This is a genomic window from Mesorhizobium sp. M0910 (assembly GCF_040319465.1).
Classification (GTDB): domain Bacteria; phylum Pseudomonadota; class Alphaproteobacteria; order Rhizobiales; family Rhizobiaceae; genus Mesorhizobium.
Genome location: NZ_JAMYNZ010000001.1, coordinates 1 through 22,993, shown reverse-complemented (window position 1 = coordinate 22,993; position 22,993 = coordinate 1). Strand labels below are relative to the sequence as shown.

Sequence of the window (22,993 nt, the reverse complement as noted above, 5' to 3'; positions counted from 1 at the left end):
AGATGGAGAAGAGGTAACCACCCATGCCGCAGTCGGCTGAAAAAGTTCTCGACCACGCGCCCCTGTTCCGCGAGCCGGAATACAGGCAGATGCTCGCCGAGAAGAGGCTGAATTTCGAATGTCCTCACCCGGACCAGATCGTTACCGACCAACGCGAATTCACCAAGACGTGGGAATACCGCGAAAAGAACCTTGCTCGCGAAGCGCTTGTCGTGAACCCCGCCAAGGCTTGCCAGCCGCTCGGCGCGGTGTTCGCGGCCGCGGGCTTCGAGCGAACCATGTCCTTCGTCCACGGCAGCCAGGGCTGCGTGGCCTATTACCGCTCGCACCTGTCGCGCCATTTCAAGGAGCCTGCTTCGGCAGTTTCCTCCTCGATGACCGAGGACGCGGCAGTGTTCGGTGGCCTGAAGAACATGGTCGACGGGCTCGCCAACACGTACCAACTCTATGACCCGAAGATGATCGCCGTCTCGACCACTTGTATGGCGGAGGTTATTGGCGACGACCTGCACAGCTTCATCGAGAACGCCAAGGACGAAGGCTCGGTCCCGCGCGACTTCGACGTGCCCTTCGCCCACACGCCGGCCTTCGTCGGCAGCCATGTCGACGGCTATGACGTTACGGTCAAGGGCATTTTGGAGCATTTCTGGAAAGGCGAGGAGCGCACGGAAGCCGAGGGAACCATCAACATCATTCCGGGTTTCGACGGCTTCTGTGTTGGCAACAACCGGGAACTCAAGCGCCTGCTCGATCTGCTGGGCGTGTCCTATACCTTCATCCAAGACGCCTCTGACCAGTTCGACACGCCGTCCGACGGCGAATACCGCATGTACGACGGCGGCACCAAGATCGAAGACGTGAGGAAGGCGCTCAACGCCGAGGCGACACTTTCGCTACAGCATTACAACACCCGAAAAACACTGGAGTATTGCGAGGGGGTAGGGCAGGCGACTGCCTCGTTCCATTACCCGCTCGGAGTCCAAGCGACCGACGACTTCCTGATGGAGGTCTCCGCGATTTCCGGCAAGCAAATCCCCGAGGCAATCCGCCTGGAGCGCGGCCGACTTGTTGACGCCATGGCGGACAGCCAATCCTGGCTGCACGGTAAGAAATACGCCATCTACGGCGATCCGGACTTTGTCTATGCCATGGCCCGCTTCATCATGGAGACGGGCGGCGAGCCGACCCATTGCCTCGCCACCAACGGCACCTCGGCCTGGGAAGCGGAGTTGAAGGAACTGCTTGCATCCTCGCCCTTCGGCAAGGATGCTCAAGTCTGGGCGGGCAAGGACCTCTGGGCGATGCGCTCGCTGCTCTTCACCGAGCCGGTGGACCTGCTGATCGGCAACTCCTATGGCAAGTATCTGGAGCGCGACACGGGCACGCCGCTGATCCGGCTGGCGTTTCCGATCTTCGACCGCCACCATCACCATCGCTTTGCGCTCATGGGCTACCAAGGCGGGTTGCGCGTGCTGACGACGATCCTCGACAAGATCTTCGACAAGCTCGATCGCGAGACAAGCGAGACGGGCGTGACCGACTATTCGTATGACCTCACCCGCTAAGAGTGGCGGCCGGCTTTTGGCCGGTCTTCTTCTCGTTGGACTTTGGAGACCGACGCAATGTCCTCGCTCAGCACCAAAATCCAGGATGTCTTCAACGAGCCTGCCTGCGAGGAGAACCGCGGCAAGGATGCCAAGGCGCGCAAAAAGGGCTGTTCGAAGCCACTGACCCCCGGGGCGGCGGCCGGCGGCTGTGCCTTTGATGGCGCCAAGATCGTGCTGCAGCCGATCACCGACGTTGCGCATTTGATCCATGCGCCGCTCGCCTGCGAGGGCAATTCCTGGGACAACCGCGGTGCGGCTTCGTATGGGCCAACGCTGTGGCGCACAAGCTTCACGACCGACCTCACCGAACTCGATGTTGTGATGGGGCACGGCGAGCGGAAGCTCTTCAAAGCGATCCGCGAGATCAAGGAAGCGTATGGGCCGCCGGCTATCTTCGTCTATCCGACCTGCGTGACGGCGCTGATCGGCGACGACATCGAGGCCGTCTGCAAGCGGGCGGCGGAAAAGTTCGGCCTGCCGGTGGTGCCGGTCAATGCGCCGGGCTTCGTCGGCTCCAAGAATCTCGGCAACAAGCTTGCCGGCGAGGCGTTGCTCAAGCATGTCATCGGCACGGTAGAACCGGACGACGCCGGGCCCTATGACATCAACATTCTTGGCGAATTCAACCTCTCGGGCGAATTCTGGCTGGTGAAGCCACTCCTTGATCGGCTGGGCATCCGGGTGCGCGCCTGCATTCCGGGCGACGCGCGCTACCTCGACATTGCCTCCGCGCACCGTGCCCGGGCGGCTATGATGGTATGCTCGACCGCGCTCATCAATCTCGCCCGCAAGATGGAGCAGCGCTGGGACATCCCGTTTTTCGAGGGCTCCTTCTACGGGATCACCGACACCTCGGAAGCGCTCCGACAGATCTCTCAGCTGCTCGTGAAGAAGGGTGCCGATCCGGAGATCCTCGGCCGCACCGAGGCATTGATTGCAGAGGAGGAGGCGATCGCTTGGAAGAAGCTCGCGGCCTACCGGCCGAGGCTCGAAGGCAAGCGCGTGCTGCTCAACACCGGCGGTGTGAAGTCCTGGTCGGTCGTCCATGCGCTGAAGGAGATCGGCATCGAGATCGTTGGCACCTCTGTCAAGAAGTCGACCGTCGAAGACAAGGAGCGCATCAAGCAGATACTCAAGGACGACAACCACATATTCGAGCAGATGGCAGCGCGCGAGCTTTACGCCATGCTCTCAGAATGCAAGGCCGATATCATGCTGTCGGGCGGGCGCACGCAGTTCATCGCGCTGAAGGCCAAGACACCCTGGCTCGATATCAACCAGGAGCGCCAACACCCTTACGCCGGCTATGACGGCATGGTGGAACTCGTACGCCAGATCGACCTTGCCATTCATAACCCGATCTGGCGCCAGGTGCGGGAGCCGGCACCATGGGATTGCCAGCCTACGGTGAGGGAGGAACTGCCGAGCACGAAAAGCGAGACCGCCACCTTGCATGTTGTCCAGGAATTCGCCGGCACGACGGCCGACGATTTCGGCGAGTGTTGAGGAAAGCCGATGGTCCGCATCCTTCCCCAGACCAAAGCGGCGGCGGTCAATCCGCTGAAGTCATCGCAGCCGTTGGGTGCCGCCTTGGCCTTTCTTGGCGTTGACGGCGCGATGCCGTTGTTCCACGGCAGCCAGGGGTGCACCAGCTTTGCGCTCGTGCTGTTCGTGCGGCATTTCAAGGAAGCCATCCCCTTGCAGACAACGGCGATGGACGAGGTGGCGACGATCCTCGGCGGGGCAGACCATCTGGAAGAGGCGATACTCAACCTCAAGGCCCGCACAAAGCCAACGCTGATCGGGGTCTGCACGACGGCGCTGGTGGAAACCCGGGGCGAAGACTGCGCAGGAGATATCGCCAATATCAGGCTGAAGCGCACGGAAGAACTCGCGGGTACGGAGGTGGTGCTAGCCAACACGCCGGATTTCGATGGCGCGATCGAAGAGGGCTGGGCCAAGGCTGTCACAGCGATGATCGAAAGGATTACGCGGCCCGGCGAGCAGGCGCGGCAGTCGAAGAAGATCGTGATCCTGCCTGGCTGGAACCTCACTGTGGCTGATATTGAGCATTTGCGTGAGATGGTTGAAAGCTTTGGACTCAAGCCGGTGATTCTGCCGGACGTCTCCGGCTCGCTCGACGGTACGGTGCCCGACCGCTGGGTCACCACCACCTATGGCGGCACCAGCGTCGAGGACATCCGCGAGCTTGGCACGGCCGAGCAATGCCTCGTCATCGGTGAGCATATGCGCCGCCCGGCCGAGCTGCTGCAGAGGCTGACCGGCGTGCCTTACGTGCTGTTCCGGTCGCTGACTGGATTGAACGACGCCGACGGGTTCGTCTCGCTGCTGTCCGCGGTTTCGGGCGCGGCGGCGCCGGCTGGGGTGCGCCGTCGCCGGGCGCAGTTGCAGGACGCGTTGCTCGACGGACATTTCCACTTTGGAGGCAAGAAAATTGCGATCGCTGCTGAACCAGACCAACTCTACCAGCTCGCGAGCTTCTTCATCGGAATGGGCTCCGAAATCGCGGCGGCGGTCACCACGACCGATATGTCGAAAATTTTGGAGGAAGTACCGGCGCAGTCGGTTCAAATCGGCGATCTCGGCGATTTGGAAGCTCTTGGCGCCGGCGCTGATCTTCTCGTCACCCATTCCCACGGCCGCCAGGCGGCGCAGCGTCTCGGCATTCCGCTCATGCGGGTCGGCTTCCCGATCTTCGACCGGCTCGGCAGCCAGCACAAGCTCACAATCCTCTATCAGGGGACCCGCGACCTGATCTTCGAGGTCGCCAACATTTTTGAAGCCAACCGGCATGCGCCGACGCCCGAGGCGCTTGATCCACTCCGTAAGCGAGAAATCCCAGATGAGCTCCGTTCGTCGCCTCTCGCTCGTCACTGACGAGGTTCACGCACCGACGCCGGAACGCCAAGCCGGCGCATTGCGCGTGGCGATCGCCACGCAGGATATGAAGAACCTCAACGCCCATTTCGGGTCGGCCAGGCGCTTTGCTGTCTACGACGTGATGCGCGAGGAGTGGAATCTCGTGGAAGCCGTGGCCTTCGATGACGTTTCCGACGAGAGCGGGAAGCATCGGACTGAGGGCGACGACCGCATCACCCCGAAGGTGGAGGCGCTGAAGGGCTGTCATCTCCTGTTTTGTCTGGCTATCGGGGGGCCTTCGGCAGCCAAAGTTGTTTCGGCAAAAATTCATCCGATCAAAGTGCCGCACCCCCAAACCATCCAAGAGGTGCTGTTGCGCACGCAGATGATGCTCAGGACGTGTCCTCCCCCTTGGTTGCGCAAGGTGCTGGCGCAGGCAGGTGTCGCCGAACAGAAACCGTCCTTCGAGGACGAGGACTGAAATGAGGAGTGGGCGAAATGTCTGACGCCGTGGTTAGCCCTGCTGTCGCCGAAGACGAGGAGGCCCTTGCCACCCCGTTCGTCAAATGTCTCGTGCGGCTGGTCCGGGCTCATGATTCCCACGGGTCTTGGGAAGGCAAATCGGACGCCGAGCTGCTGGGCGACTTCATCATCACCAGGGAACAGCGCCGTTCGATCCCGATCATCGGCGATCCCGATCCGGACGTGCTGTGGAGGCTCGAGATGTTTTACACCGCCGTCGGGCTTGCGATCGAGGAGCGCTCCGGCCTGATGGCATCGCCGATGATGGAGATGAGCCATGAGGGCTTCGGGCGCGTGCTTTTCACGGCCGGGCGGTTGGTCGTTCTGTCGAAGACCCTGCGCGACGTCCACCGGTTCGGCTTCGAGACGTTCCGGAAACTCGCCGCGGCCGGTACCAAACTGGCCGGCAATGCGACCGCAGCCATTGAGGCTCATCCCGAGGTGGCGCGGGCGTGATGGAACCGATTTTCGATCAACGGGATCGTGTCAGGCCTTGAGGACATGCGATGGCCAGCCCTCTCAATCGAGGCGATCGAGGCCGATGTGGTTCTTGGGGCAGCGCTGATGAAGCCACTAGTCCTGATCTGTTCGCAGGATCCGGAGTTCTATCTGGTCCACAGCCACATTCTGGAGGTGGATGGCTTCACGATTCAACTGGCCGGCAGCGTGGAGGAGGCGCTTGCATTAGCCAGTGAACGGGAGCCGAAGGCCGTGGTGCTGGACTGCCAGCCAACAAGCGCGACAGGCTCCATAATCTGCGCCCGGTTCAAGGGGGAGCCCCGGACCGGCGGCCTGCCCGTAATTGCGCTGATCGCGCCCGGCGCCGAGAACCAGCACCTCGATCTATTGAAGGCTGGTATTGACGAGAGCTTTGTGCGGCCCTTCGCGCCGGCCAAGCTGCTTGACTGTCTACGGATGAAGCTGGCCCTGCCAAAGCCGGGTTCGAACGGGATTGAAATCGGCGGATGGATCTCCTGTGGCGACCTTGAGATAAGGCTCGATGCCCACCGGGTTCGGGGCAATGGCCACGAAGTCCACCTTGGGCCGATCGAGTTCAACCTGCTGCGGCTTTTGCTTGAGACTCCCGGCAAGGTCTTCACCAGAGACGAGCTGATCAGCGCGGCCTGGCCGGCCAATATTCATGTCGGTGTACGCACCGTGGATGTCCATATCAGCCGGCTCAGAAGGGCGCTGAAAGCGGCCTCCCCCTCCAGCGTCATTCGTACCGTCAGGTCGGCCGGCTACTCGCTCGAGTGGCCGGACGGCTGAATAGATAACCGATGTGGTGCCACTCCGCATTTCCGCGGGGCTAAGGGCAAGTCTTGCGGCTTCGAAACGCGCCGGCAGGTACGACATATTCAGAAAGAAGCAGTCAAATGGCTTTCAGAAGCGTACTCAGTGTGACGGGAGCTGACCACTCCGATCAGGATGTCAGAACAGCTGCCAACTTGTGTGCCGAAGTCGGCGCGTATCTTTCCGTACTGGTGATGTCGCCTCCGCCGCTCATTATGCCGTCTCCGCTGCTCGGCGATGGCATCCCCGAGTGGCCCGGACAACGCGCACAGGCCATCGCCAGACTGGACAAACGGTTTAGGCAGATCGAGAGATTTTCACAGGACATAGCCAGCCTGGAAAAAACATCCAGGGAAATTCACAAACTGCTGAGAGGCACGTGGCGGTGCTATGATGTCGATATTGCCAACTGCGATCAGGCCAGTGTCGGTGACGCGGTGCGACAGCGGGCGCTCTGCAACGACCTGACAATCGTCGGCCCCGCACTTCTCAACGACATTAACCTCGGCCCCTTGTTATCAACGGCAGCCTATTCGATACCGGAAAGCCGGTGCTTGTCGTGCCGGAGGGCGCTGAGGCGACTCTGTCGCCACGGCGCGTGCTGGTCGGCTGGGATTCGCGAGCCGAGGCGTCCCGCGCGGTTCGGGAAGCGCTGGATCTGCTATCCGCCGCTGAGGAAGTTCGTGTCGCCCTCGTCGATCCTGAGACGACCTGGACCGGAAGCGGCGCCGAGCCGGGAGCCGACATCGCTGCCTATCTCACTCGGCACGGTGCTCGGGTGTCGGTTGACCTGCTGGCGAGTGCCGGCAAACCGGTGGCCACGGTACTCGCGCAGCACGCAATCGACACGTCTGCCGACATGATAGTCATGGGCGCTTACGGCAGCCGCCGGCTGCGCGAGCGGCTCTTCGGTGGCGTGACGAGATGGATAATTGGGAAGCCGCCATTGCCGCTGTTTTTGGCTCGCTGACGGGTTCTGAAGTAGCCCCGATGCTGTTCGAGGCTCTACTCCCCTTGGTCACCTATTCTGATGCCAAGTCGGAGAAGGGTCGCGGCAAGGGGGCGCAACTTTCGCGAAGCTCCTCGGAGCCAATGTGCACGAGCCCGGCGAGAACATCCCGGACGTCTCTAACCGCGCTCAGGGGGTCTGCTCGCCCGAGTTGGTCCGTAATGCGGAGACCAATGGCCGGGCAGAGGTATGGGCAGTCCTCAATGCAGCCAAGATCACGCGCGCAGGTCGGCGTATGGTCGAAGAGAGTCGTTTCAGCGCGGCTGGCCGAGTTCGGACCCGTAGCGGCATCGCATGGGCGCTATCCCGATCTCCTCAACTTTGGCCGGGAGCTGAACAACGCGATGACCGTGCCGTGGCCGAGGCCCCCAACTTCGAGTCGGGACGGTCGGGCTCTTGCCGGAGTCGGCGCGAACGATGGCATCAATCACATTGTCATCGCCTGGGATGGTAGCCGTCAGCGGCGAGGGCGGCCGCATCTTCAGCGCTTTCAGTCTGCCCGGCCCACCGCGTGGCGACCGAGCGGCCTTGAGGCTGGTCAAATTCCGACAACGCTCACATTCGCACCAGGCGGTCCCTGTAGCGCCTGAGCACAGGGAACACAGAAGATAAAGGCACGAAGCAGGAACCCCGGAGAGCTCACCGGCCGCACATGCCGGCACTCATCCTGGCCTTTTTCGCCACGATCATAATCGTCGAGCTGACGATGGCGGTATTGGCGAGCCGAAGCTGGACCGGCTTCGTCGTGAAAAACTCCCATGTCGACAGCCACGAATTCAATCGCAACGCGCAAGAGGGCAGAGGCAGGCGGCGCTCGATCGGGATGGAGCGCCTCCCTGCAATCGCAAATGGCGAAATCCGCTACCGCCTGAAGGACTGGAACGGCAAGACGCTCAAGCCGGTGGCGTGAAGCGGACGAGACGATTGTGACGGGCCTGACGATAGCCAACGCAGTCATGATGTCCATCGGCCTCGTCCCTCGCCCGAATGCACATCGAGTCGTCCGGGCCACGCTTTTCTGCCGACGCGAAGCGCGTGATGCTTGTCCAAAACCTGACAGCGGCAGAAAACATGTCGGGTTCAATACAACCGGCCATCTTGGGCATCCGGAGGTGTTTTTCTACTGTAATCATGCGTTTAGTGCGCGCTTAGCGCGTTGGCACGGCCTTTGCGAATTGAGCTTCAGCAACACGGAGTGAATGCTGACTGCACGCAGATGCGCAAGACGAGCGATGCTCTCCCTTCCTTGAACCCTCGTGCCCCGTCTCAAAGGGGGAACAAGCTCGCGCATAGGTCACGCAACCTTTGGCAACAGCTTTGGAGAGCAACATGGTATTGCAGATGGGGTCACCGGCTCCTTCGATCAAAGTGGAGGACTGGCTGCGTGGCGAGCCCCTTGCGAACTTCCAGCCCGGCAAAGTCTATATCGTCGAATTTTGGGCAACTTGGTGCGAACTATGCATGGCGGAGATGCTCGATCTGATGCGGCTCCAGGAAAAATACAGGGACAGCGGACTTGAGGTCGTCGGCGTCGCGGCTAATGAAGACGCTGCAACAGCCGTTGAGGCTCGCACCAAGTTGGACGCGTGGTTGACCGAAAAGTGCTCGCATCTGAGCTATCGGATCGCGTTCGACCACACAGGTGAAATGAACAAGCTTTGGATGAACCCCAGCTTTTCCGTCGGGATTCCGACCTCGTTCGTGGTCGACCGAGACGGCCACATCGCCTTTACCGGTCATCCCAGCCAACTCGATGAGGTTTTGTCCAAAGTGCTCAACGGCAGCTGGCGCATCAGCGATAAAGCTAAAGCCGCCGATATGGAGCGGATCGCCACAAGCGAACCCATGGCGCGCAAACAAGCGTTGAAGCAGCCGATCGATGACAGATTCTGGGCGGCGGTGAAGTTAGAAGATTGGAAGACGGCGCTCTGGGCGATCGAAGAGGGCATCGCCTTGATGCCCGACGACATCAATTTTCGCCTGGCTCATGCGCATCTGTTGCTACACAAAATTCAAGACATGTGGACCGGCTTGCCCGTGATGCGCCAATTGGTTCGCGACGCGATCGACAAAAACTCCGAGGACTGGATGGTTTCGGCGCTAGACCAACTTTTCCATCCGGCCAATGACCATTCGCGCCTTCCCCCTGCTGAGCGCTTCGCGATGGGCAAGGAGCTGTCCGAACACATCCTGGCGCTGAATCCCCCGCAAGGCGACAGCCCTAAGTTCCGATCCTATCCCGCGGTCGCCCGGTGTTATCACGAGAACGGCAACAATGATCGCGCGATCGAGTTGGTCGAAATGGCACTGACGTCGCTGGACGGTCCGGAGCCTATCCCGGCCGAATTGAAAGAGCAGCATCTGCCGGATTTGCTGCAGGCCCTCGCCAAGTACAGGGGTGGGAAGGTTTGTTGCGGCGCTCTCTTTGCGGCTCCGCAAAAACAATTTCCCGAAGGCGCCAAAGCGTGGTCGGCCGAGGAGGAAAGATAAAAAGGGTAATTGGTCGAATTGGCTTACTGGCCAATTCGTCCATTTCCCTGGCGTGACCGCAGCAGGAGGGTCCATGCAGCACTTGGTCGATCGCTTCCAGCAGGATCGAGGCTCGAAACTTCATGGCCTCCGGCCGCATTGCGGCGGAAGTGATGTTCGACGCGAATTTACGTTGAAGACTTCGCAGTCAAGGACGTGTTCAAGGTCGGCCAGAGGGATTTTAATTGCGTGGCATCAGCCGCGCCGAGCCGGGCGTCGGCTGCGCAAGTGTGCCCGAAGTAGGCATCCCAGAAAACAGACATCGTGCTTCGAGGAAGGGGACTGAAATGAGGAGAAGGCTAAATGTCTGATGCCGCGGTCAGCCCGGCTGTCAACGAGGACGAGGCGGCCCTTGCCATGCCTTTTGTCAGATGCCTCGTGCGGGCTGATCCGTGCTCAGGATGCCTCCGGGTCACGGGAAGCCAAATCGGACGCCGGACTGCTGGGCGACTTCATCATCACCAGAACAGCGCCGTGCGATCCCCATGATCGGCGATCCCGATCCGGACCTGCTGTGGAGGCTCGATATGTTCTACACGGCCGTCGGGCTTAGGATCGAGGAGCGCTCCGGCCTGATGACATCGCCAACAATGGAGATGAAACCCATGGGGGCTTCGGACGATTGCTTGCCACGGCCGGGCGGTTGGTCGCTCTGTCGAGACATCCACCGGTTCGGCTTCGAGACGTTCAGGACGCTCTCGGAGACCGGTACGAAACTGGTCGACGATGCGACTGCAGCCATCGAAGACTATCCCGACGTGGCACGGGCGTGAAGAAACCGATTTCGAGGAAGGATTTATGTCAAAGCTAGATGAGATGGGGAAGAAAGTCCGAAAGCTTCAGCTGCGCGCGGCAGTTGCCAAGATGAAATTGCGCGACCTTGCAGAGAATCTCCCGGGAAAATGGACGGAGATCAAGGAAGTTGCCGAGGAAACGTCGGCGGTTTTTGCCGAGTTGGATGGTGCCAAGAGAGAGCTCGCTGCAATGAAGAAGTTACGATGACGAGCACATTCACCACCCGCGACGGCTCCGGATGGGTGCCGGAATATCTCACCGCAATAGACGGCACGACCTGCATCGGCTGCGGCCGCTGTTTCAAAGTCTGCTCGCGCGAGGTCATGCATCTCTACGGCGTCGATGACGCGGGTAAAATCCTCGGCGCCTGCGACGGCGAGGACGACGACGACTTCGATGGGGAGCTCAATCGCATGATCATGGTCGTCGACCATGCCGGCCGCTGCATTGGCTGCGGAGCCTGCGGCCGCGTCTGCCCGAAGAACTGCCAGACCCATGTTGCGGCCGACCAGGTCGCAGCATGATCTGAGGAGAACCAGGAGAACGGCGTTGCCCTTAAAAATCTTTTGTCGCGTCCTGGGGCTGGTGCTGTGCAGCAACGCTCTGATTGTCTACTTCGCTTCTCACTCCATCCGCACAGTAGTCGTCACGACGCTGGCTTGTTGGCTGCTCCTCCAGGTCTGCTATTTCGCGAGCGTGCTCTTTATAATCTGGCGGTCTGGCTGCGCTACCAGAGATGGCCGAATGGCTGTGCATTTCGGCAGCTGCAAGGACCTTGGATCCGAGCCGCCAGGCCATGATGAGGTGACGAATGAATCTGCAGACTTACGCCAGCTCGATCAAATGCTAGCCATATCGCTGCTGCTGCCTTGAGGGCCATGAAAGGTCAGGATACTTTGGATCAAGCATGAACATTGAGCGGATCTTGCAAGGAGGGCTTGAGGTCGATGGCGGCCGCAATCGGTCATTCTATTTAATCCGGGAAATGCAGTTCTTCGAGTCCATAGATGGTAGCTTGTCCATGCGGGTGCTTGGTCTCGACGACAAACGAGGCGCTGGAACTAATGATGGGCCTCATTCTGGAACGTCGGAGGATGCAGCTAAACCTCAAATCAAACATGCCTTTTAGAATGACCCGTGCAAGCTAATTTCAGCTCAATCACGTGTTCGGAGAGAACATGCTTGAAAGATTCGAACGCTATCCGCTCACCTTTGGACCAACGCCCATCGAGAAGCTCGACCGCTTCGGCAAGCATCTCGGGGGCAAGGTGGAAATTTACGCCAAACGCGAGGACTGCAACTCCGGTCTCGCATTTGGCGGAAACAAGCTGCGCAAGCTCGAATATATTAATCCCCGACGTGATCGCGTCAAACGCCGATACGCTCGTCTCCATCGGCGGCGTGCAGTCCAACCACACGCGGATGGTCGCCGCGGTCGCCGCCAAGATCGGCATGAAATGCCTCCTGGTCAGGAGAGCTGGGTACCACATGAGGATGCCGTCTATGACCGGGTCGGCAACATTCTCTTGAGCCGCATCATGGGAGCAGAGGTGCGCCTGGTCGATGAGGGCTTTGACATCGGCATCCGCCGCAGCCGGGAACAAGCGCTTAGGAGGTGCGCGCCCAGGAGAAACAGCTTGGGTTCGCCTTCGACCACATCGTCGTTTGCACAGTCACGGGCTCGACGCATGCCGGCATGGTCGTTGGATTCGCTAAGGACGGTCGACAGCGAAACGTGATCGGTATCGATGCCTCCGCCACTCCCGCCCAAACCATGGCGCAGGTCCTAAACACTTGCCCGGCATACTGCGAAGCTCGTCGAGCTTGGCACGGAAATCGTCGAGGATGACGTGGTGTTGCTCGAGGAGTACGCGTACCCGCGTTATGGCATTCCGTCCGAGGAAACCAAGGATGCCATCCGTCTGTGCGCGCGGCTCGAGGGTACAATTACTGATCCCATCTATGATGGCAAAGCGATGCAAGGGATGATCGACCGCGTCCAAACGGGCTTCTTTCCAGAGGGATCGAGAGTTCTCTATGCGCACCTCGGCGGCGCGCCGGCGATCAGCGGTTATAGCTACACCTTCCGCAACGGCTGACGATCGAGAGGCTGCGACGTCCCTGCCGTGCCGGCGATGCGCTCCAAGTTCGGGTGACTGGATTTCGGGATCGACGGTGGAATGGGCTCCAGACGCTGCCGTCGGATATACGCTGACTCACGCTCGTCCGGTGGGCGAGGCGAAGCTGTCACTTGCTCAATCAGAGGCAATTTAGCCATGTCATACGCGGTCAAGGAAATCTTCTACACGCTCCAAGGTGTTGGGCGGGCTGCCGAATTCTGTCGTTCGCTGGATGTAACCTTTGGTCGGGGCGTGCAGCTCGATCGCGCTACGGCAATCTGCAGGTTTTGTGATACCGATTTCCTTGGTATGGACGGCGCCGGCGGTGGACGCTTTGCGACCGCGCTGGAGCTTGCATCTGACATTGAGCAGGCATGGCGTGGGGCTGGGGAGCGCCTAGTCGTCCTCACTGGAGGGGAACCGCTTCTGCAGGTAGATGAAAAAACTTGTAAAGCTAAAAGCCCTGCACGACTCGGGATTTGAAATTGCTGTGGAGACCAACGGTACCATTCATCCGCCGACTGGCATCGCTTGAATCGGTATCAGTCCGAAGGCCGGCGCACCGCTCGTAGTCACGGCCGGTGACGAACTTAAGCTTGTCTATCCTCAGCTGGGGCGGAGCCCGAGCTTCTTGAAGGCCCGCATTTAAGCACTTTTTACTCCAGCCGATGGACGGGCCTAAACGCGAGGCGAATACGGCGGCTGCCGTCCGCTATTGCCTTGCCAACCCACGCTGGCGGCTGACTCTTCTAACCGACAAGTTTCGTGGGATCCCATGAAAATTACACAGGCTTTCACGTTCGAGGCAGCATGAATTCGATGGCAGCGCGGTGCGATGACGAACCCGGTCTCGATCCCGAACTGGCCCGTATGGCTACAGAGCGCGTGCATGCGGGGAAAGATTTCAATGGGAGGAGCCGGTGGCGCGGAAAATACCGCGCTTGTCCATTCCAAGGACGCGAAACGACTGCTACTGGTGGGTTTCGCGGGGCAGGCCTGGGAAGTCGCTGACACGTCTTGTATCTTGCCCTCGTCGCGAGCTTCACGAGCGGGACAGAACTTGTCATCGATGGCGGCAGGTTCGCAGGTCCCTTTGCCCGCCGGACGTAAGCGGGCGTCGCTAGTAGTTCTGAAATCTGAACTGACGCAGAGCACAAGAGGAGTGAGCTTGCGTTCATCGAGGGAAAAACTCGAGCATGAAATCTGAAAGCTCTATGCGGTGTTGAGTATCGGCTCGGCCCGCCCGAGCAATCTTCGGACGCGCAGTGTAGGGCGAGCCACCTCACCGACAGAGGCGGACATACGGTCTTACGATGAAGAGACGACAAAGATATCTCCTTCGTATGATCGACCTGAACGACCTGCAAAGGCCGAGAGGCGCCGAACACCCCAGGAACCGCCTGTGTCTTCTTCACGATCGCGGTTTTCACCTCGCTGTCGCCGGGTGGCCGAGAAGATGTCGAAACATATGGTGGCGGCCGGCGACGTCGCCGGCATGCTGGCGCGCTTTGCCGAGCTCAGGAAAAGGCAGAGGCTCGGACCGGGCAGTGCTTTCCGATCATCGTGATCCAGGAGGACGGGCTCGACGGCTTCTGGATCCATGGCGTGCTGCAAGCCGAAGGAATCGAAAGCCACGTCGTCGATCCGGCATCGATTGCAACCTCGCGCCGACGGCGCCGAGCCAAGACCCTTGACGAACGAGCGCGTGCGACACGTCAATCGCGTCAAAGGCCTGCCGTTCGCCCAGGGCGTGTCCGGCTAAGAGCCGCTCCGCCGCGACCGGCGGAAGAGATTGGAGGCGCTCAAGACCGGCGACGGCCGACCCTTGCCGGCCCATCTGCAGGCGCAGGTCGGCCGGGAACTCGACAGGCTCGAACTGCTGCTCGAGCACAAGGCGGTCGAGACCGAGCGCGATGCCATGCTCGCGGCCACCGAGGTTGTCTCGCCGGCACCGGCGATGCTGCTCGACCTGAAGGGCATCGGGCCGGAGTTTGCCGCTGTTCTGTGGTCGGAGGGGGCTGTCGCGTCACTTCGACAACCGGCGACAGGTCGCCGCCCAATGCCGGCCTGGCGGCGACCCCCTGGCAGAGCGGCTCGGTCAATCACGACCAGGGGGTATCGAAAGCCGGCAATCCGAGGTTGCGAACGTCGCTGATCCAGACGGCCTGGCTCTGGCTGCCCCATCAGTGCCAAGGCATCCCATTGAAATCGTCGCGGAGAGAGTCTCATGATTAACTGCAAAACGACATGATCAGTCTGCTGGCAGTGTGGCACGCTGATCTTTGCGGCACCTGCGAGGCAACCGCCCCTCACTTACATCACTCGAGATGCGGTCCGCGATGGTCAGGGGTTGAACGCTAAAGCCATGCTGCTGTACGCGACGCAGAAGACCTCCCTTGGCGTATTCGAATGGCTCGACAGTTTTGTGATACTCGCGCGGCGAGCGATGGTAGCGATCGAGCGGCACGCCGCCCAGTGCGTCGTGAGGGCGCTGCAGCCGATCTTGTGCACACTAATTCACCTGGGGCAAAAACTCCACCCACCGCTGTCTTCAGAGCCGAAAGGGGTTCGGCGTGCATGCGACACAAATGTAGGGGATCCGACGTAAGAGCAAACCGACGTTTTATCAGCAGGGCTGTCATCTTGTTTTGGAAGGATTTTTCGTTTGGCACGATACATGCTGCGCTGTCTGCAACGATGCCAAGAAGCGTTGTGATGTTGATTGGGGTGAGAAATGGATTTAGGGCTTGACGGCAAGGTGGCAATGGTCGCGGCCGCCTCCAGCGGCTTAGGTTTTGCCACAGCTGAGGAGCTAGCTAAGGAAGGCTGCCGCCTGTCCATCTGTGGGCGGGATTCGGGGCGGCTCGAAAGAGCAGCGGATCGGTTGCGCGGCACACGCGCCGAAGTGCTCGCGCGCGCGACCGATGTAACTGACTGCGCGGATGCCGCAGCTTGGGTTGCCGAAACAGCAGAGCATTTTCGGTGTATCGACATCTTGGTGACGAATAGCGGCGGCGTTTCTGCCGGACCACCCTCGGCCATGACGCCTAAGGATTTCGGCGATGCGTTTGACCGAGTGCTTTTACCTTCGATAAATCTAGTTACGGCTGCCTTGCCGTATCTGCGGCGCTCGCGGGCGGGGCGAATATTGATGCTCGCTTCCGAGGCTATTGTACGGACCCCAGTACATTTCGCGCTCTCGGGTGTCGCACGAGCAGGGCTAGTGCCCTACTGCCACGCGCTCGTACAAGAATTGTCGGGGGAGAGCATCACCGTAAACGTGCTCGCTCCTGGAGCACACAGCACCGCTATTCACGAAGCCAATCGCCTCGGCGACCACGCCGAAGCCATCCGTGCGCTCGAGGATAGGACCCCGGCAAGGCGCCTTGGCGATCCTTCGGAATTCGCAGCAGTCGCTGCATTCTTGGCCAGCGCCCGTGCGGCCTATGTCAGCGGCGTGCTGATCGTCATCGATGGTGGGCTGAGTGCAACCGTCTGAACAATTCGTCGTTCTAGGAGCCGTCGCATGAACGAAGTCAACGCAAACAGAGCCGTCATCGATCTTGGCCCTTCAACCGCACATGCGTGTATTCGGGATCGTCCTGAGCAGGAGCTCACTTTGCCCTTTAGTCTTCTAACCCTTGGAAATAGATCCGCAAACCCGCCGACGCCGCGCCTGACAGTGCGCGATCAATTCAAGGTGATCGATCTTTCACAGCGCGACTCGGGAATGAATTCTGAAGAGGTGGTTGACGCAGCTGAGCTGGTCGACGCGCTTCCTGCGTTTCATCGCGCTTTTGGCTATGCAAGGTATTTACTTTTATCGCGGGGCATCGCCGCTCTTGCGATTTGCCTCACGCTGATCTTTCCTGCCGAACCATGACGTTACCTCAACTAAATCAAAATAATAGCTATAGTGAGTAATCTACAATGTCCGATACGAATCGTAATTCTCCAATTGGTGCAGAAAGATACCAGGAGCTCTTCGGAGTTGATGGCAAGGTAGTCTGCATTTCAGGCTCCAGCCGCGGTCTAGGGAAGTCGCTCGCCACCTGCTTTGGCCGATTGGGGGCGAAGGTAGTCGTTTCCTCGCACAATTATGAAGAGCTGGCCGAAGCAGAGGCCGAACTTGCGGGCCAAGGAATCAACGTGACGGCTATCCGCGCTGATGTGCGGTCGCACGACGATTGCAAGCTACTTATCAGTGGCACGGTCGACCGGTTTGGCCAGATCGATGTGATGGTCTGCAACGCAGGTACCGACGTCATTAAGCCAGCGCATTCATATGAAGAGCCGGAATGGGACGAAATCGTCGATACCAATCTGCGGGGCTACTATTATTGTGCGAAGTTTGCCGCCCAAGCAATGCTGGAACAAGGCGGCGGCAGCATCATCATGACTTCTTCTGTCGCCAGTTCGCTCGGCATACCGGGCCTCGCTGTCTATGCTGCGAGCAAGGGTGGCGTCAATCAACTGACGCGTACCATGGCGGTAGAATGGGCCAATAAGGGTATTCGTGTAAACGCGGTCGCACCTGGATTCATCAACAACTTCATGGATGGGGTTCATCCTAATCTCGATAGCCCTTATCAGCGCCGCGCAATGGAACTCACTCCGATGCGACGCCGCGGCAATTTGTCCGAGTATTTCGGGCCTTACATTTTCCTCGCGAGCCCAGCTGCATCATTCGTCACAGGCGAGATTCTCTATGTCGATGGGGGCTACGCCGCGAGCTGATGCAGGTGGTTCCATGTTGTGGCGGTATTTGGAGGTGGCTAGGCAATGTTAAGCGCAATACCAGATGAAGTGAACTTCCTAGACTGCACCTTGCGCGACGGTGGCTACTACACAGGTTGGGATTTCGCGCCGGAACTGGTGTCGGACTATGTCGCTACTATCAACACTCTCCCGGTGCGCATGGTCGAGCTGGGGCTCGCCGGAAAGCCTGAGAGCCACGGATATTTCGCCAGTGTGACGAGCTCTAAGGCCGAAGAGGTGGCTGCTGGTCTCCTGGTCAAGGCATGCGTGATGATCGATGCCAAGGATGTGCTTGCGAGCGAACTGCCTACGCCCCTTGCCGTGATCCGTCTGACAGAAGGCCTACTACCAGGGCGCATCACGACCGTCCGCGTGGCAGCGCATTACAGCAACTTGGCTGCCTGCCAAAACATTTGCGCTGAGTTGTCTCACAGAGGCTTCCGTGTGTTTTTGAATCTCATGCAGCTCGATGCAGCAACTGCTGCAGAAGTTGAGACGTGCCTGGAGGAGGTAAAGCAGATCGACACGATCGACGTGCTTTATATTGCCGACTCCTTTGGCTCAATGAAGCCGAATCGCGTTCAGGAACTTATCGGCCGGTTTGCGGGTCGACTTGAGCCTGACATTGGATTCCACGGCCATGACAACCGCGGATATGCACTGGTCAATTCAGTAGCCGCCGCTATGGCGGGAGCGACCTGGATAGACTGCACCATGGGTGGCATGGGCCGCGGGGCAGGAAATACGGCTAGTGAACAGCTCCTACCGATTCTCACTCGTCTCGAAACATCCAAGGAACGGGCACTCCTCGAGCACGTCTTGCGTCACTTCGATCCGCTTCGCAAACGCTATGGCTGGGGCAGCAGCGCGGCATATCAATTCGCGGGCTCAAACTTTATCCATCCGTCCTATGTTCAAAAGCTACGTGAAGGCGGGGCTTTGTCTGACGCCGCGATTATCAGGCGCCTTTCGGAACTTCGCGCCGATGAACGGATGAGTTTTGCCGATGAAAAGGTGTCGGCGCTGATGGCGCAGGACATCGCTTGATCGCAGATATCTCTGTTGAGGTGCCCTTTTCCAAACTTGGAGGAAGCCATGACTCCATCGAATGCGGTAGTGAAACCATCAGTCCTCCCGTCCGATCCACGGTTTTCATCAGGCCCTTGCCGTAAACATCCCGGTTGGAGCGTGCACCCAACTATGCTGCGCTATGTTGGACGGAGTCACCGGAGCTCCGAGGGAGCAGAAAGGCTAGGTGAAGTAATCAGGCGCATGGCCTCTTTGCTAGAACTCCCTGATAGCTGGCTTTGCGGAATCGTGCCCGGTTCAGGCACTGGGGCTTGCAGCATGGCCTTACAAAATCTACTCGGCCCGTTTCCAGTCGAGACATTCTTGTCAGACAGCTTCTCGCAGTATTGGGCAAATGAGATCGATACGTTGGCCCTTACGTCCCAAAGGCGGCACATCTGTGCTTACGGCGATTTTCCGAACACCAGCAGGATCGACCCCAATCACGACATCGTTCTAGTGCTAAACGGCACCAGCAGCGGCGTTTGTCCACCGGACCTTGACTGGATTCGTCCTGACCGTGCCGGGCTTGTGATCGCAGATGCCGTCTCGGCAGCTTTTACGAGGCAGATCGACTACGATCGGATCGATGTTCTGTGCTGGTCATGGCAAAAGGCGCTTGGCGGCGAAGGCGGCCACGGCATGATCGCGCTCTCGCCTCGAGCCCAGGCACGGCTGGAAGCCGGCGGTCGTAAGCCTGTCGCCAGGCTCATGAGGCTGCACAACGCCGACGGGTCTCTAAACAAAGCGTTCTTTGGCGGCCGCACGATCTCGACCCCCAGCATGTTCGCCGTCGAGGATATCCACTCTGCGCTCGACTGGGCCGAAGCGTGCGGTGGACTACCCGCGCTTCTGAACAGGGTTGCCAATAATTATGCTGTGATGGACGACTGGGTGAACTCTACTCCTTGGATCGATTGGATTTGCACCGATCAGGCAGCACGCTCCACCTGTTCAATTACCCTTCGGCTTGTGCGAGAGCAACTCGCTGCCGGCGAGACAGAGGACGACGGTAAAATCGCTGGGGGGATAATCCGTCTACTCGAAGCCGAAGGCGCGGCTTTTGACATCTGGAGCTACGGTGACGCGCCGCCGGGATTCCGGATATGGGCGGGGCCTACGGTCGAGACAGACGACTTGGCGATTCTATGCGAGTGGCTGGCCTGGGCTTATAGCCAGACGTGCGAGGCCAACATACCACCCGAAGCGAGGGTCGTGCGTCACGGCTACTTTCCGCCCTCTAAGGCGCTCGTAGTTCAGCCAAGGACGGAGTCGGCTTGTCCTCAAACCGCGGCCCTCGAAAGCCCACCACCCCAGACACTGGCAGATTGCTATGACGCGATGCTTTTCGACGCGACGGGGGTCCTGATCAGCCAAAATGATGCCCTCCCGGGCGCCGCTGATGTTTTGGCCCGACTTAATATGTCAGGTCAACCATACTATATCGTGACGAATATCAGCAGTGGATCGGACGAAACGATATTTGCGCGTCTTCGCTGCGCGGGACTTCCAATTCCGGCGGTCGACCGTATCGTGTCTGCGGGCGGGGTCACGCGACATTGCGTACTCGGAGAGCTAGCGGCCGGGCGACTAGTTTCGTATGTGGGCAGTGCACACGCTGCGCATGACATCTTCGGCAAGCATCCAAATCTTCATTGCGCTGATACGGCCGCGACATTCGACACACTCGTAGTGCTCGATGACGAAGATTTCGATTTTAAGCGGGCTGCCGATAACATCCTGTCGACCTTTCAACGCAGACTGATCGAGACGGGTGAAATGCCCCGTATTATAGCGGCAAACGCGGACATCATTTATCCTGGCAAAAACGGCACACTCGTCTTTGGACCAGGCATAATAGGGCCAATGCTTCAAGCTGGATTAGCGCCCTTCGGTGCTCCTCCAATCTCACTAGAGATTATGGGCAAGCCAGGAAGAGCGATTTTCGAAGAGTGCATCGGTCGGGCCGGTACCGACCGTCTTTTGATGGTCGGCGATCAGGTTGACACTGACATCAAGGGCGCAAAGGCTGCCGGGCTCGACGCACTTCTCGTAACCACTGGCCTCAACAACAGCGGCGAGTTGCGTCAAGACGAGAACGGCGCTCCCGATTATGTCGCAAAAAACCTCGGTCAGATCTTCGACGGCAGTTTGTGTCCACATCTTCGATCGTCGAAGCATTCCAGCACAACAAATCAGGTTTGGGGCAGCTTCGAGTGAGAATTGCGGAGCGGACAAGGCGCATCTTGGCGGCAGCGGTTGAACGCGGCAGCATGGTTATGAGGGAGATGGCGATAATCGTTTCGACTATTTCGGCGAAAGGGTCGTGATGATGCAGCCCACCTTGCGGGTTTTTTTGGGCCCCGCCGAGATTTGTCGCTGATTTGCAAGGAGCACCGACGGATGTAGTGGGACGCAGTGATGCCAGGCATCAAGACAGGCACGAAGATGATCATTATCGCCGCGTGGAAGTGATTACTGGCCGTCTGGAGGCGGCGCGACTGGACGCCGGCGGAGAAGGTGCGGATCGTTGCGGAAAGTGCGCAGCCGGGCGCCAACATCTCGGCCGCCGCACGGCGTTGGGGCGTCAGCCGCGGCCTGCTTTTGGGTCTGGCGGCGGCAGGCGGGGCTAAATTAGTGAACCCAGACGTGATGACGGAGACGACAACTCTTCAGTTGCTTGAGATGGGTGGAAGCCGGCTCGACCTGACGGGTTCGGTCGAACCATCCTTGGCGGTTGATGTTGTGGGTGCGGTGCGAGTGGCGCAGTAATTGCCCTTTGCGGTTGAGGTGAAGGTCGCTGTAGCGATGTCGGTTTCCGCCGCGCCATAAACGGCCTGATTGCGCTGGTCGCGGCCGCTCTTGCGGCTACGTCTTTGTCTTCCGCCCCAAGCGCAGTGATAGGGCTGCGGCTCATATTTTGGGACGCAACACGCGCGCTCTAATGAGGGTGCGTGTTGCCGTCCCAGCGAGAAGGAGGTTCAGGATCCGGAGGCAACCGAGGGTTCCATGTCGCATGAAAGGAAAGTGATGACTAAGAAAAAGGCCGTTTGCAATAACGTGAGCATACCGGTCATCAGCAAGGAAACCGGTAGCGCAAGGGTTTATTCCGAGCTCCGCCACAACATCCTCAACATGTCTTTGCCGCCGAGCTACCCATTGGACGAGGTCAGCCTGAGCCAGCGTTTCAATCTTTCGAGATCGCCGATACGCGAAGCGCTGGTCAGGCTGGCGAGCGAAGGGCTCGTTCTGACGCTTCCGAACAGAAGCACCATCGTCGCCCCGCTCGATTTCCGCAGCGTGCCCGAATATTTGGACGCCCTCGACCTCCTACAACGCGCCACGCACCGGTCGGCGGCTGTGTGCAGGTCGGAAGAAGAACTTAAGGAAATCGAGGAGTCCGAACGGAACTGCAGCCTGGCCGCACAAAAAACTTATGAGAGCGGCGAGTGGCTGGCGATCATCGAGGGCAACTATAATTTCCACATGACAATCGCGAGGGCGGGTCGGAACCAGTATTTAGCCAGCTTTTACAAGCGCGTTCTTGAGGAAGGCAGGCGTATGCTTTACTTCCACAACGAGTTCCTTTCTAAACGCCTCGGAGCGACCGCGGATCGGCTTGATCTCGGTCACCCCGAGATCGTGGAGGCCATTCGCGACCGGGACGCCGACCGAGCCGAGCAGTTGGCGTACGAGCACGCCACCCAGTTTAAGGGGAACTTTCTCGAGTATCTAGAGCAGTCAGTCACGTCAAAAGTGAAGATCGTAATGGCCTAAGCCGGGCTGCCGGCTGCGAGATCATTTGAGCAGGTCGAGGCGCCGCCTGCCTGACTTGACAATCAGCCTGTTCTGGTGTGTGGAGAGGTTTGACCATGAAGCGCTGGTCGCTCCTGCTCGATCGGCTGATGTTGATACATCCACCCCGCGTACCGCTCTCGATCGCGCTGAGCGCCTCGCGCAGTGTCATTTCCCGTTGGCCCCCAGCCAAGGCCCAGAGCGCGCAAACAGCTCAGCGAAACATCGGCGATACGCTCATGCTCGTCATCACTCAGCAGTGCCGGGTAGGTGCACCCACGATAGACGAAATGCGGTGGAGGGCCGAAGTCACCGGTGCCAATCCCAATGAGCTCATTCCCGATTTTGTCGGCGCCATACAAGGTGCTTGTGCGAATTCTTCGACCAGTATCCTCGGCGCCGACCGCCCAATGTGTGTCCCGCCCAACAGATGAATCGTGTGTTCGACTACCTCATCGGCAGTGCGGCACAATCGGACCCCGACGCTGCCGCTGCCCACCACAGGCTTAACTATCACCGGCAGTCCGATCTCCGCGGCAGAATCCTCTACATCCGCTGCATTGGCCGCCAAGCGATAAGCAGGTATCGGAACGCCTGAGGCCGCGAGAAGTTGACGC

20 protein-coding genes and 5 pseudogenes are annotated in these 22,993 nt (G+C 59.4%); 24 read left to right on the top strand and 1 reads right to left on the bottom strand.

Annotated elements, in window-relative coordinates; genetic code table 11:
* Nucleotides 1–23 precede the first annotated feature (23 nt).
* The 24 genes and pseudogenes from nifK (at nucleotide 24) to NKH78_RS00010 (ending at nucleotide 22,358) form a co-directional block, all read left to right on the top strand.
* A complete protein-coding gene (gene nifK, locus NKH78_RS00125) occupies nucleotides 24–1,565 on the top strand; it encodes a nitrogenase molybdenum-iron protein subunit beta (protein WP_352881406.1) in 1,542 nt (513 codons plus the stop codon).
* Between the two features lie 57 nt (nucleotides 1,566–1,622).
* Entirely contained in the window at nucleotides 1,623–3,113 is a 1,491-nt protein-coding gene (nifE, locus tag NKH78_RS00120; protein WP_352881403.1) for a nitrogenase iron-molybdenum cofactor biosynthesis protein NifE, read from the top strand.
* 9 nt (nucleotides 3,114–3,122) lie between these two features.
* Nucleotides 3,123–4,505: a nitrogenase iron-molybdenum cofactor biosynthesis protein NifN gene (gene nifN / locus NKH78_RS00115; RefSeq protein ID WP_352881400.1), complete on the top strand. Its 1,383-nt coding sequence runs from the start codon at nucleotides 3,123–3,125 to the stop codon at nucleotides 4,503–4,505.
* On the top strand, nucleotides 4,471–4,968 hold the full coding sequence (nifX, locus tag NKH78_RS00110) for a nitrogen fixation protein NifX (RefSeq protein ID WP_352786134.1): 498 nt from the start codon (nucleotides 4,471–4,473) through the stop codon (nucleotides 4,966–4,968). The genes nifN and nifX overlap by 35 nt, the downstream gene beginning before the upstream one ends.
* A 17-nt stretch (nucleotides 4,969–4,985) precedes the next feature.
* A complete protein-coding gene (locus tag NKH78_RS00105) occupies nucleotides 4,986–5,465 on the top strand; it encodes a NifX-associated nitrogen fixation protein (RefSeq protein ID WP_352881395.1) in 480 nt (159 codons plus the stop codon).
* A gap of 27 nt (nucleotides 5,466–5,492) precedes the next feature.
* Nucleotides 5,493–6,278, top strand: coding sequence for a response regulator transcription factor (locus NKH78_RS00100; RefSeq protein ID WP_352881393.1), 786 nt, complete (start codon nucleotides 5,493–5,495; stop codon nucleotides 6,276–6,278).
* Between the two features lie 107 nt (nucleotides 6,279–6,385).
* Nucleotides 6,386–7,272, top strand: a pseudogene (locus NKH78_RS32555) (universal stress protein).
* A 691-nt stretch (nucleotides 7,273–7,963) separates the two neighbouring features.
* Nucleotides 7,964–8,221, top strand: coding sequence for a FixH family protein (locus tag NKH78_RS00090; RefSeq protein ID WP_352881387.1), 258 nt, complete (start codon nucleotides 7,964–7,966; stop codon nucleotides 8,219–8,221).
* 419 nt (nucleotides 8,222–8,640) lie between these two features.
* Entirely contained in the window at nucleotides 8,641–9,801 is a 1,161-nt protein-coding gene (locus NKH78_RS00085) for a TlpA disulfide reductase family protein (protein ID WP_352881385.1), read from the top strand.
* A gap of 524 nt (nucleotides 9,802–10,325) precedes the next feature.
* Nucleotides 10,326–10,613, top strand: a complete 288-nt coding sequence (locus NKH78_RS00080; protein ID WP_352881382.1) for a DUF269 domain-containing protein — start codon at nucleotides 10,326–10,328, stop codon at nucleotides 10,611–10,613.
* A gap of 25 nt (nucleotides 10,614–10,638) precedes the next feature.
* A complete protein-coding gene (locus tag NKH78_RS00075; RefSeq protein WP_352881379.1) occupies nucleotides 10,639–10,842 on the top strand; it encodes a CCE_0567 family metalloprotein in 204 nt (67 codons plus the stop codon).
* Nucleotides 10,839–11,159 (top strand): ferredoxin III, nif-specific, encoded by a 321-nt coding sequence (fdxB, locus tag NKH78_RS00070; RefSeq protein ID WP_352881377.1) that lies wholly within the window; start codon nucleotides 10,839–10,841, stop codon nucleotides 11,157–11,159. Before NKH78_RS00075 ends, fdxB begins: the two co-directional genes overlap by 4 nt.
* On the top strand, nucleotides 11,068–11,508 hold the full coding sequence (locus NKH78_RS00065; RefSeq protein WP_352881374.1) for an exopolysaccharide production repressor protein: 441 nt from the start codon (nucleotides 11,068–11,070) through the stop codon (nucleotides 11,506–11,508). Before fdxB ends, NKH78_RS00065 begins: the two co-directional genes overlap by 92 nt.
* Before the next feature lie 34 nt (nucleotides 11,509–11,542).
* Nucleotides 11,543–11,764: a hypothetical protein gene (locus NKH78_RS00060; protein WP_352881371.1), complete on the top strand. Its 222-nt coding sequence runs from the start codon at nucleotides 11,543–11,545 to the stop codon at nucleotides 11,762–11,764.
* Nucleotides 11,765–11,813: 49 nt separating this feature from the next.
* Nucleotides 11,814–12,734: pseudogene (locus NKH78_RS00055) on the top strand (aminocyclopropane-1-carboxylate deaminase).
* A gap of 177 nt (nucleotides 12,735–12,911) precedes the next feature.
* Nucleotides 12,912–13,534 (top strand): annotated as a pseudogene (gene queE / locus NKH78_RS00050) (7-carboxy-7-deazaguanine synthase).
* Nucleotides 13,535–14,171: 637 nt separating this feature from the next.
* Nucleotides 14,172–14,942, top strand: a pseudogene (locus NKH78_RS00045) (transposase); the annotation flags it as partial.
* 547 nt (nucleotides 14,943–15,489) lie between these two features.
* Entirely contained in the window at nucleotides 15,490–16,254 is a 765-nt protein-coding gene (locus NKH78_RS00040) for an SDR family oxidoreductase (protein WP_352881368.1), read from the top strand.
* 27 nt (nucleotides 16,255–16,281) lie between these two features.
* Nucleotides 16,282–16,638 carry a hypothetical protein gene (locus tag NKH78_RS00035; RefSeq protein ID WP_352881365.1) on the top strand — a complete coding sequence of 119 codons (357 nt, stop codon included), beginning with the start codon at nucleotides 16,282–16,284 and terminating at the stop codon, nucleotides 16,636–16,638.
* A 47-nt stretch (nucleotides 16,639–16,685) separates the two neighbouring features.
* Nucleotides 16,686–17,492 carry an SDR family NAD(P)-dependent oxidoreductase gene (locus tag NKH78_RS00030; protein WP_352881362.1) on the top strand — a complete coding sequence of 269 codons (807 nt, stop codon included), beginning with the start codon at nucleotides 16,686–16,688 and terminating at the stop codon, nucleotides 17,490–17,492.
* Nucleotides 17,493–17,537: 45 nt separating this feature from the next.
* Nucleotides 17,538–18,560, top strand: a complete 1,023-nt coding sequence (locus NKH78_RS00025; RefSeq protein WP_352881359.1) for a hydroxymethylglutaryl-CoA lyase-like TIM-barrel protein — start codon at nucleotides 17,538–17,540, stop codon at nucleotides 18,558–18,560.
* 300 nt (nucleotides 18,561–18,860) lie between these two features.
* Nucleotides 18,861–20,801, top strand: coding sequence for an HAD-IA family hydrolase (locus NKH78_RS00020; protein WP_352881356.1), 1,941 nt, complete (start codon nucleotides 18,861–18,863; stop codon nucleotides 20,799–20,801).
* 300 nt (nucleotides 20,802–21,101) lie between these two features.
* A complete protein-coding gene (locus NKH78_RS32550) occupies nucleotides 21,102–21,353 on the top strand; it encodes a hypothetical protein (protein ID WP_502899771.1) in 252 nt (83 codons plus the stop codon).
* A 258-nt stretch (nucleotides 21,354–21,611) separates the two neighbouring features.
* Nucleotides 21,612–22,358, top strand: coding sequence for a GntR family transcriptional regulator (locus NKH78_RS00010; protein WP_352881353.1), 747 nt, complete (start codon nucleotides 21,612–21,614; stop codon nucleotides 22,356–22,358).
* Between the two features lie 194 nt (nucleotides 22,359–22,552).
* Here NKH78_RS00010 and NKH78_RS00005 read toward each other — a convergent pair.
* Nucleotides 22,553–22,993, bottom strand: a pseudogene (locus NKH78_RS00005) (ATP-grasp domain-containing protein); the annotation flags it as partial.